We start from the raw sequence: 9,773 nt of genomic DNA on the forward strand, positions 1-9,773 counted from the left end.
TAGAGTCCATAGTGATATCGATACCTCGTGTAAAAGATTTGGTTTAGCGACCTTAATCATAACACAAATCGGTATTCACTATGGATTTTTTATATGTTCAATTTCAGTTTACAATTAACCAACCGAATAAATTTATTTTTTGATAAGAAGTAAAAATCAATATAAGTAATTTATTTATGTGTATCGTAAAATTATATTTTGTGGCATACTAAATATAAGAAAATGATGAAGAATTATGAAGCGAGAGCTTTATATCTTAGAGTTATAATATAAATAGTAGTGACAAAACCGAATAAGTGTTTTATTGAATAAGGAGTCGTGTAAAAATTGATACAGTATATCTGATAACTAGTGAAATTCTTCTGTATTACTCTGTTTAATGGTGGTTTATAAAGGGCAATTGTTATTCATTAGATAATGATATTAATTGTTGATAGGCGATAATGAGGTTAAGGGAAATGATTTTAAAAAAATATGAGAATGTAAAAAAAGAAGTGTTAGATAAATATAGTGAATTAAAAAAGATATTGAAAGATGAAGAGAATGACTTAGCCGATTTTGATAAAATAGCTGAAAATATTAAAGCTGAAGTCTTTAATTTAGTCGTCCTTGGTAAGCATAATAGTGGCAAGTCAACATTTATTAATGCTTATTTAAATAGTGAAATACTCCCAATGGACAATACATCCTGCATAAGTGCAATAATAAAGATAAAAAATGGAGAGGAGTTTAAACTGGGAGTAAAAAAAGCTAATGATGATTGGGAATATATAATGGGTGAGTCTAATGTTAAACAGTATATAAAAGATTACGCTGTAAGAAATAATCGATTTGAGAAAATCCCGACAGCTTTAATAGATAGCGAGTTTTTAATAAAATATGAAGGTGATTTAAATCGAATAAAAGTAAGTGGATTAAATGAAGCTATAAGTAGTGAAAATAATTATGATATTGATTGTAAAGAGTATTTTTATTTAATTGAGCAATATATTGAAGAAATGCGATTAAAATGGAAAGATATTGTAGTTGAGTTTGATATAGAATGCCCTTTACCTGACGAACATAAGGGAAAGACTATCGTAGAGGTTCCTATTTTAAGTTCATCGGGGAAATTAGGAAGATTAGCAGAAAAGAATATCAGCGTGGCGAATGCGATTATCTTTTTGGAATCGTTAGATGATCAATCACAAGAGTTTAATGCATTTCAAAATTTTTTAAGAAATAATACAGATAAAAATAAGGAAGGTATATTGTTTTGGGTGAGAAACAAAATTGCAAATTTTGATGATGAAAAACTTCATGACTTGAACTCTCGAGTGATTAAAGATTGTAAAAATAATATTCAAGAAGGGAATATTTTGTTTATAGATAGTAAGATGCAACTGTTTATAAATAAATGTAAAAAATTAAATACGATTGAAAAAATTGATGAATATTTTCGTAGTTTGGAAGGAACAAACTTTGATTATCGAAGTATAAGTAATCTTTGGTGCGAAAATAGAACGAAACTAAATAGTTTTTATTATAAAGCTGCTAAAAAATCAAGTTTCTTTAAATTGGAGAAACAGATAGCAGAGTGTGTTAGAAAATTGAAGTATTTTCGGTTGTATAAACTATTAGAAAGTATTGAGAACTGGCTTACTAAAATAAAATTAAAAAATGAAAATGATTTAAAACTAAATCAGAAGCATTTAAAAGAGAATAAAGCAATTGAACGGAAAATAGAAGTTGAACGAGATAGATTAATTAAGAGCATAGAAGTGATTAAGGAAATATATAGTTTTGTAAATGATATGTTTATTGATTTCAGTGAAAACAAGACGCCTATTGAAGAAGAAATAAAAAATACTAAGAAACAAATTGTGAAATCTTTAATGGATTACAAAAACTCATCAGATACTATGATTTCTGATAAAAAATTCGATATATTGAGAAGTTATATTAATGATGGAATCGATAATATCAACAAGAAAATAAGTAATATCAAAAATAAATTGTCGGATAGATATAATGAATTGGATAGTTTTTGTAATAAGGAGAGCATAAATGTTAAATATAAAAAGATGTTTGGGAAAGTAATATTCATAGAATTAGATTTTGAGCGTTTATTTTTGTTGACGAAAGATGATGCTAATGTTGACACATTACCTAAGCGAGAAGCGGAACTCAATGAACCTGGAACCAATTTTCAGCAAGGTGTAAAGTTACTATCGTTTGCTATTGATGCTTTTTCTAAGGACGATAAATTTGTTGAATATTCTCGGGAGGAGCATGCAGGGCTTATTATAAACGAATTTATGTCAATATTAGAAAATGTTGTTGTATCAGATTTAAAGAATTTCATTGATATAGGTAATTATATTTTAGGAATATGCATTGATTCATTTGACATAATGAATCATAGTCTTGAAAGTAAGATTGATGAATTACAATATAAAAAAAATGATTCAGAAAAAAGAAAGAAATTATTTCAAGAATTGGAAGTGATAAATCGAAAGATTTATGAGTATCTTAAATTAGTAGAGCCTCTTAAGGTTGAAATTGATAATAATTTATAGTATCTGTCTAAAACTAATAATGTTTGTTGGTCGTAAAGTAAATATGGGAATATTATTATAAATCGTTATAAGAATGTACTATAGGGGAAGAGTTATGGTTTATAATGCAAATAAATTTGTTGATAAAAATAATATGGAAATATTGAATGTCGAAGATGATTATCAAGCATTAGAGGTTGAATTTAAAGAATTATTTTATCCTTCGCATTTGATTTCTAATGAAGATGCTTTAAAGTTAGGACAAGAAGATATTAATGATTTATTAACTCAATTTAATTTTTTCCAGTTTTGTGATTGTAAGATTTATAATGTTATTAATAAGTTTGAGTTTCTTCAAAAAAAATTACAACATCTTTTCACTTCAATGAATGCTATTGAAACTTCGTTTTGTTATGGGGTAGTGGGAAATGCAAATTCTGCATCCCTGATTTTCGGTGTCCCGGTAACGAAAGATAAAAATAATATTTTAGGTATACTGAAGGGAACTTTAGGCGAAATTTCGATAGAAATAATTGATAGTGATAATATTGTAGACAGAAACCATAGCAATAATAGAAGCAAGCGTTATATTGGAACGATTATAGGAAATCCAAGTTTGCCATTAGAGGGAAAGCAGGAGGAAAGTGATATTTCTCCTGTAATTAGAAACTTATATGGGCAAAACTATATGCTTCTGATTTTGTGTAAACCGGTTAATGAAAAAATAATCCAAAAACAATTAGAGAAAGCGTTAGAATTAAAAGATAAATACGCTGCACTAGCAACAAGAAATATTTCTACGCAGTTGGGCTTATCGATGGGCCATAGTGAAAGTTGCAGTGGGAGTCTATCTGAAAGTAATAGCAAAGGAAAATCTACTCATGACACCATTTCTGTAGGGGGAGGAGTTCCTTTTATAAGTGCACAGAACTCTGAAACTTATGGACAAAGTGAAAGTCGAACTGTTACAAAGATACTTGGAAATAGTCGATCGGAATCCGCTTCGTTCAATACTAATTTCTCAGTTTCTAGTCAGATTGAAACCAGTTTTGCTCAGGAATTATTAAGTAAAATAAGTGATGTTATAGAACGATTGAAATTAGGACGTAATATTGGTTTGTGGGATACTGTTATTACTTACTCATCAGATAATGAAATTGGATATAATCTTATAAAAAGTACTTTACATCGTGTGCTTAGTTCTGGCAATTTGGGAAAATTACCCCCGGTTACATTCTCCTGTAAAATATTAGACACTAATTGTGAATCGGAGGTACAGAATGAGCCACTATTAATGATTCCAAAGGGGTTTTTAGATACTACTAAAGACGAAAAAAGCCCTTTAAGTAATTTTATGAATTCAGAAGAGTTGTGTGGTGTTTTTAGTATTCCTACAGAGAACATAGTTGGATTTGAGATACAAGAAATAAAAAGATTTGCTATTAATTATCAAAGCACGACCAATGAAAAAAGTATTGGCAATATTTGTGATTATGATTGCCCTATTAATAATCATTTTTTTGGTATTGCTGAAAATGATTTGGTTAAACATACATTTGTATGTGGAATTACCGGAAGTGGTAAAACTAATACGGTTAAACAGATATTAAATGCTATTGATACACCATATTTGGTAATTGAGCCTGTAAAAAAAGAATATAGACATAGTACGAAGGTTGATACTATCTATACATTAGGTAATCCTGAATTGAGGGGATTAAAAATAAACCCATTTTATGTTCCCATGGGGATTAAACCAAATCAGCATATTGATTATTTAAAAGATTTATTTTCTGCATCTTTTGCATTTTATGGACCTATGCCATATATATTCGAAAAATGTTTGAATAATATATATGCAAAAAAAGGTTGGGATTTAACTTTAGGAATTCATCCATTATTGAATAATGCTAAGTATGCAGATGAACAATTTGGACAGAAAACATTAGAGGATTCATATAGTAATGAAACTCATAAATATCTCTTTCCTACGATGGACGATTTGAAGGATGAGATAAAACGATATTTAACGGAAGAATTGGATTATGAAAATGAAATAAAAGGGAATATTAAAAGTGCTATTCAAACTCGTATTGAAGGGTTGTGTGTAGGCTCCAAAGGGTATATTTTTAATACTGCAGACGTAGTTGATTTTAAAAAATTATTTGAAAGTAAGGTCGTAATAGAAATAGAAGGTTTGTCTGACGATAGTGATAAGGCCTTTACATTAGGATTGTTGCTTATTTATTTAAATGAATATAGAAGAGTCGATGAAGCCATTAATAGAGGTACAGGGCTTAAGCATCTTTTAGTAATAGAAGAAGCACATAGATTGTTGAAGAATATATCCTTGGAAATTAATTCGGAACGAGGAAATGCAAAAGGGAAAGCTGTTGAACACTTCACAAATATATTAGCTGAAATGAGATCATATGGTGAGGGAGTTATTGTTGTCGAGCAGATTCCTACTAAATTAGCAGCTGATGTAATTAAAAATTCATCTAATAAAATAGTCCACAGAATTGTTGCTAAAGATGATCAAGATATTGTTTCTAATACGATTAATGTTAATAGGTCAGAGGCTGTCTCCTTAGGTTATCTTAAGACAGGTTTTGCTTTGTGCCATAAGGAGGGCATGATACAGCCTGTAGTGGTGAGATTGGAACGTGCTCCTGAAAGTATTACATTAGATAGTGAGCTGTATATGGATAATTTAGATGAAAAATTATTTGAGATTAATAAATCTATATTAAAGAGCTACTACAGTGAAAGCTTTAATAAATGGAGTATTCAGTTATTATTTTTAATTTTATTGGAAAAAGATTTAGAGACAATTCGATATTATTTTAAAAATATTTGTGGTGAGATAGAAGATAAGGAAGTAATGAAACCTATCTCTACTATACGATTTGCAGATACTATTGAAACTCTTGTATTAGATTGTATAGCGGACAACGTAATAGAACTTTTAAGTTTTAGCATTTTTACTAATAGGGAATTATTATCTAATGAACAAGTGAAGGTGATTCGTAATTTTATAAATAGCTCTAATCAAAAAAATTATACGAACTTGACAGAGTTGTTGAACGCATATTATCACATGAATTTAAAAACGGTAGCTGAACTTATTAGTAAGCAGTTATGGGGTGATTATTGTCGGGATATGAGAGGTTTTATTGACTATGACGATTTTTCCCGTGCTTTAATTAACTAAATAACTGTAGAGCGGGGGATGTATGAGCACTATTTTTGAAGGGGTTACTCCCAATAAACAAGAAATCAAGAAGGTTGAAGGCAATGAAAAAAATAAAGTAAATGAGATTGGAAATATCGAAATTCTATATGAATCTGAAAAAAGTGAGACGTTGTTAGATTGGTCTCAAATAGTTAATATAGTTAAAAAAGCTTCTTTTTCTATTTCAGAGAATTTAGGGTTTGCTGAGATTAATGAAAAAGCTGAGAAGGTTAGTGCACATGATATTAGTGAGCCCCCCTTTATCGAAAATGTCTTAAATGAAGCAGAGCGAATAAAAATCAAGGAAAAGATAAATTGGTCTAACAAAGTCATTGACTGTATGCACTCAGTAGAAGAATATAATATTTATGAGAAGGCAAGTCTTAAAGAAGCTACTATAAATAAACGAAGCTGTTTAATTAGAATGGATATAGATTGGACACAAATGGATTCTATGGGAAGAAGTAACCAAGAACGCATTTCTTATGGCTTGTCGCCGATAAATCGGGACGGTAAAATTATAGAATTACATCATATTGGGCAAAAATCTGACAGCCCGTTTGCTGAATTGACGTCTGAAGAACATCGAGGCAAGGGAAATGATAAAATCCTGCATAGGAAAACCATTGATAGTGAAATTAATCGCATAAGATATGCAAGTGAGAAAAGTCAACATTGGACAGAACGTGCTGAAAATTTATAGGGGGCTATTATGAGTAATATTGTTGAAAAAATTAGTAATATTCCTAACTTGTATAAAGTTAATGGTGCCGAATCAATAGAAATTAGTAAGGCGCAAAAGTGTTTAGGCGTGCAATTTTCTACTGATTATATTGATTATTTAAAACAATTTGGTGCAATTAGTTTTTGGGGAACAGAGCTAACTGGGTTAAATATTAGTGGTCCTATGAATGTGGTTGAGGCGACCAAAGAAGAGCGCAGGTTTAATAAGGATTTTCCAAAAGGTTGTTTCGTGTTAGAAAATATCGGTATTGATAATATTATTGTTGTCATGAATCAAGATGGGTTTGTTTTTTCGGTATATAGAGATAAGGTTAGAAAGATATGCAATTCCTTTTCTGAATATATTGATATTTGTTTAAAACGGAATCAGTAATAGCGTGAGATTTCGAAATTTAATATGCTTTTAAATCCGTAGTAATATCGGTAATTTAGAATTGTAATTGGAAAGTTTCTATTGTACAATTCAGCCGCTATTGTTGCGGATTTTTTGAGTTTTAACATGAGTGAAGCTGAGTTTTATTTCTGCTGTTATCTATTTTTTTTGCCACGCACATCGAAAGAATGTGATATAGTTATAGTGAAGTAGTATTCCGTTATGGAGGTGGCTGTCATGTCATTATTAGAAGAAGTTTTAAAAGCTAATGAAGCCTATGTGGCTGATATTATTAAAGAATACGGTGAAGCGGGGATGCCGTCCCCTAAGACGCCGCAACGTCACATTGCCATTTTGACTTGTATGGATACGCGTCTGGTTGATTTATTGGAACGTACGATGGGCATTGACCGCGGCGATACCAACGTTATTCGTGTAGCCGGCAACTGCATTACCGATGTGTTCAGTGATGTTATTCGCAGTCTTGTGGTAAGTATTTACGAATTGGGAGCCAAAGAAATTTTTATCGTCGGTCATGAAGATTGCGGCATGGAAAAAACTTGTCCCGATGAACTGTCTAAGCGCATGATTGACCGCGGTATTTCGCCGGAAGCGATTACCATGATTCGTTGTGAAATGGATCGCTGGGCCAATAATTTCTGTCATTCTGAACAGAATGTAATTAAAGCGGTAGCACAGCTTCGTCAGAATCCACTCATTCCAAATGATGTTAAAATCCATGGTCTCATGTTAAATCCATATACCAGTAAGTTGACTTTACTCGTAGATGGTAATAAACCAAACGAAGAACTCGATTCTATGGCAGTTTGCACTTGTTGTTAAAATTTATTGTATACTTATGTTAGGTTTTACAATTTTTAGAACATATCAATTCTTGAAATCAGGTATAGGTTTTGGCAGTGAAGTCGGGAGGTTTTAATTTGGCTGTCAACAGAAGTAATCAAATATTAATCATCGTCATGATTGCGTCGTTTTTGACGCCATTTTGCGGCAGTTCCTTGAATATGTCGTTGCCGGATATCGGCCGCGAGTTTCATGCCGGTACGTCGGAGCTCAGTTGGGTTATTGAAACATTCTTATTGACCTGCGCCATTTTTACGGTGCCCATGGGTCAACTGGGAAATCGCATCGGCAAAAAGAAGGTATTTTTAATCGGCACCATATTATTTACATTGAGCTCGTTGGTTATCCATTTTGCGCCGACTATTCATTGGCTCATGGTTTTGCGCGGGCTGCAGGGAATTACGGCAGCTATGCTGTTCTCTACGGGGACCGCAATTATTGCCTTAGTGTTTCCGCCGGAACGGCGCGGCTGGGCTATGGGTATGAATGTAGCAGTAGTGTATATCGGCTTGGCGGTGGGACCGGTTATCGGCGGTTTTTTGAACTATCGCTTCGGCTGGCAAAGTATTTTTTACTTTATCGCGTTTCTCGGTATGATTGCGACCATAATGACAATCCTTTTTATGAAAGAAGATTGGGTAAATAAAGAGCAGGGCTATATGAATCCGGTTAGTATTTTGCTGTACGCCGCATCGTTGGTTATGGGGCTTTACGGCCTATCGGAGATTGTAAAATTGCCGGTAGCTAAGTATATTTTCGGAGCCGGTATTGTGACGACGATTATATATATTTGGCACGAAGCCCGTGCGGCCAAACCGCTATTGCCGGTACGTATTTTTCTGGAAAACAAGACGTTTGCGTTTTCTAATTTGGCATCTATGCTGAATTATAGCGCTACCTTTGCGATTGGTTTTTTATTATCCCTATATTTGCAGATGATTATGGGCTATGATTCGGAAACGGCCGGTTGGTTCTTATTGGTTCAATCCATTGTAATGGCCGCCTTGTCGCCGGTTATGGGTTCCTTATCCGACCGTTACGGATCCGCCGTTTTGGCATCTACCGGGATGGGCGTTATTGCCGTAGGGCTCCTCGTGATGTGGACGGCTATGAATCTTTCATCGACGGCCCTTATTATTACAGCCTTGATTATCGTGGGCGTCGGGTTTGCCATGTTCTCGGCACCGAATAATAACGCTATCATGGGCTCGGTGCCGCCCGCTTATTTTGGCATGGCCAGTTCTGTTATCAGCACGGTTCGCCTATTGGGACAGGTGCTTAGTATGGCGATTGTGGCATCCATTTTGGCCCGTAATACCGGGGCAGCCGGAACGGCTATTGCTAATGTAGATAAGGCCGTATTGTTGGCTAATATTCAATACAGTTTAATGGTATTTATGGCCTTTTGTGTAGTAGGCATTATTCCGTCTATGATTCGGAATAAGTAAAACAATCGCACTAGGCATAGCACCGGGCAAGTTCAATATAATCATTTAAAGGAGTTTATTATGTCGTGGAAAGTATCTATATATTCTGAATTACCGGATGAGGCGCGGGCAATCCGTCAAGCCGTGTTTGTGGAAGAGCAGGGCTTTCAAGAAGAGTTTGACGAAATAGATAATACGGAAGCCGCTCATTTGGTAGGTTTTGTTGAAAATGAACCGGTTTGCACGTGTCGTTTCTTCAGAGATACAGATGAGGAGTCCACCTTTATTATCGGGCGGGTGGCCGTTATGAAAACACACCGCGGGCAACAACTGGGCGCTAAGATCCTCTTGGCGGCGGAAGATTTTATTCGTGTCATGGGTGGCATTAAAACTAAGTTAGCCGCCCAAGTGCAGGCCAAAGGTTTTTATGAAACGCTCGGTTATACGGCGGCCGGCGAAGTATTTGACGAGGAAGGTTGTCCGCATGTTTGGATGTATAAATAAGCTCCTCGGCAATAAGCCGCTACGGGAGAATTAACGTGCAACGTTCAAGCTAATATGGGGCTTATAGGACAAAAAGTGTGTGTGGCTTT

The 9,773-nt window shown here is 33.9% G+C and carries 7 protein-coding genes; all 7 read left to right on the forward strand.

Going from position 1 to position 9,773, the window contains the following annotated elements; genetic code table 11:
• Positions 1-458 precede the first annotated feature (458 nt).
• Complete coding sequence (locus tag QZL64_RS00500) at positions 459-2,558, forward strand: dynamin family protein (RefSeq protein ID WP_021840103.1); 2,100 nt, start codon at positions 459-461, stop codon at positions 2,556-2,558.
• Between the two features lie 94 nt (positions 2,559-2,652).
• The gene (locus QZL64_RS00505) at positions 2,653-5,751 is read left to right on the forward strand and encodes an ATP-binding protein (protein ID WP_021840104.1); all 3,099 of its coding nucleotides are present in this window, start codon (positions 2,653-2,655) and stop codon (positions 5,749-5,751) included.
• A gap of 22 nt (positions 5,752-5,773) precedes the next feature.
• Positions 5,774-6,475 carry an HNH/ENDO VII family nuclease gene (locus QZL64_RS00510; RefSeq protein ID WP_021840105.1) on the forward strand — a complete coding sequence of 234 codons (702 nt, stop codon included), beginning with the start codon at positions 5,774-5,776 and terminating at the stop codon, positions 6,473-6,475.
• A 9-nt stretch (positions 6,476-6,484) separates the two neighbouring features.
• On the forward strand, positions 6,485-6,889 hold the full coding sequence (locus QZL64_RS00515; RefSeq protein ID WP_021840106.1) for an SMI1/KNR4 family protein: 405 nt from the start codon (positions 6,485-6,487) through the stop codon (positions 6,887-6,889).
• Between the two features lie 237 nt (positions 6,890-7,126).
• Positions 7,127-7,732: a beta-class carbonic anhydrase gene (locus QZL64_RS00520; RefSeq protein ID WP_021840107.1), complete on the forward strand. Its 606-nt coding sequence runs from the start codon at positions 7,127-7,129 to the stop codon at positions 7,730-7,732.
• 98 nt (positions 7,733-7,830) lie between these two features.
• Entirely contained in the window at positions 7,831-9,201 is a 1,371-nt protein-coding gene (locus QZL64_RS00525) for an MFS transporter (protein ID WP_021840108.1), read from the forward strand.
• A gap of 60 nt (positions 9,202-9,261) precedes the next feature.
• Complete coding sequence (locus QZL64_RS00530) at positions 9,262-9,684, forward strand: GNAT family N-acetyltransferase (protein WP_021840109.1); 423 nt, start codon at positions 9,262-9,264, stop codon at positions 9,682-9,684.
• The last annotated feature ends 89 nt before the right edge of the window (positions 9,685-9,773 follow it).

The sequence above is a fragment of the Veillonella sp. CAG:933 genome (genome assembly GCF_000431435.1).
Taxonomy (GTDB): Bacteria; Bacillota; Negativicutes; order Veillonellales; family Veillonellaceae; genus Veillonella_A.

Excerpts from the sequence above, each read along its gene's own strand:
- QZL64_RS00500 (WP_021840103.1), top strand. The coding sequence starts at position 459 with ATGATTTTAAAAAAATATGAGAATGTAAAAAAAGAAGTGTTAGATAAA.
- QZL64_RS00505 (WP_021840104.1), top strand. The coding sequence starts at position 2,653 with ATGGTTTATAATGCAAATAAATTTGTTGATAAAAATAATATGGAAATA.
- QZL64_RS00510 (WP_021840105.1), top strand. The coding sequence starts at position 5,774 with ATGAGCACTATTTTTGAAGGGGTTACTCCCAATAAACAAGAAATCAAG.
- QZL64_RS00515 (WP_021840106.1), top strand. The coding sequence starts at position 6,485 with ATGAGTAATATTGTTGAAAAAATTAGTAATATTCCTAACTTGTATAAA.
- QZL64_RS00520 (WP_021840107.1), top strand. The coding sequence starts at position 7,127 with ATGTCATTATTAGAAGAAGTTTTAAAAGCTAATGAAGCCTATGTGGCT.
- QZL64_RS00530 (WP_021840109.1), top strand. The coding sequence starts at position 9,262 with ATGTCGTGGAAAGTATCTATATATTCTGAATTACCGGATGAGGCGCGG.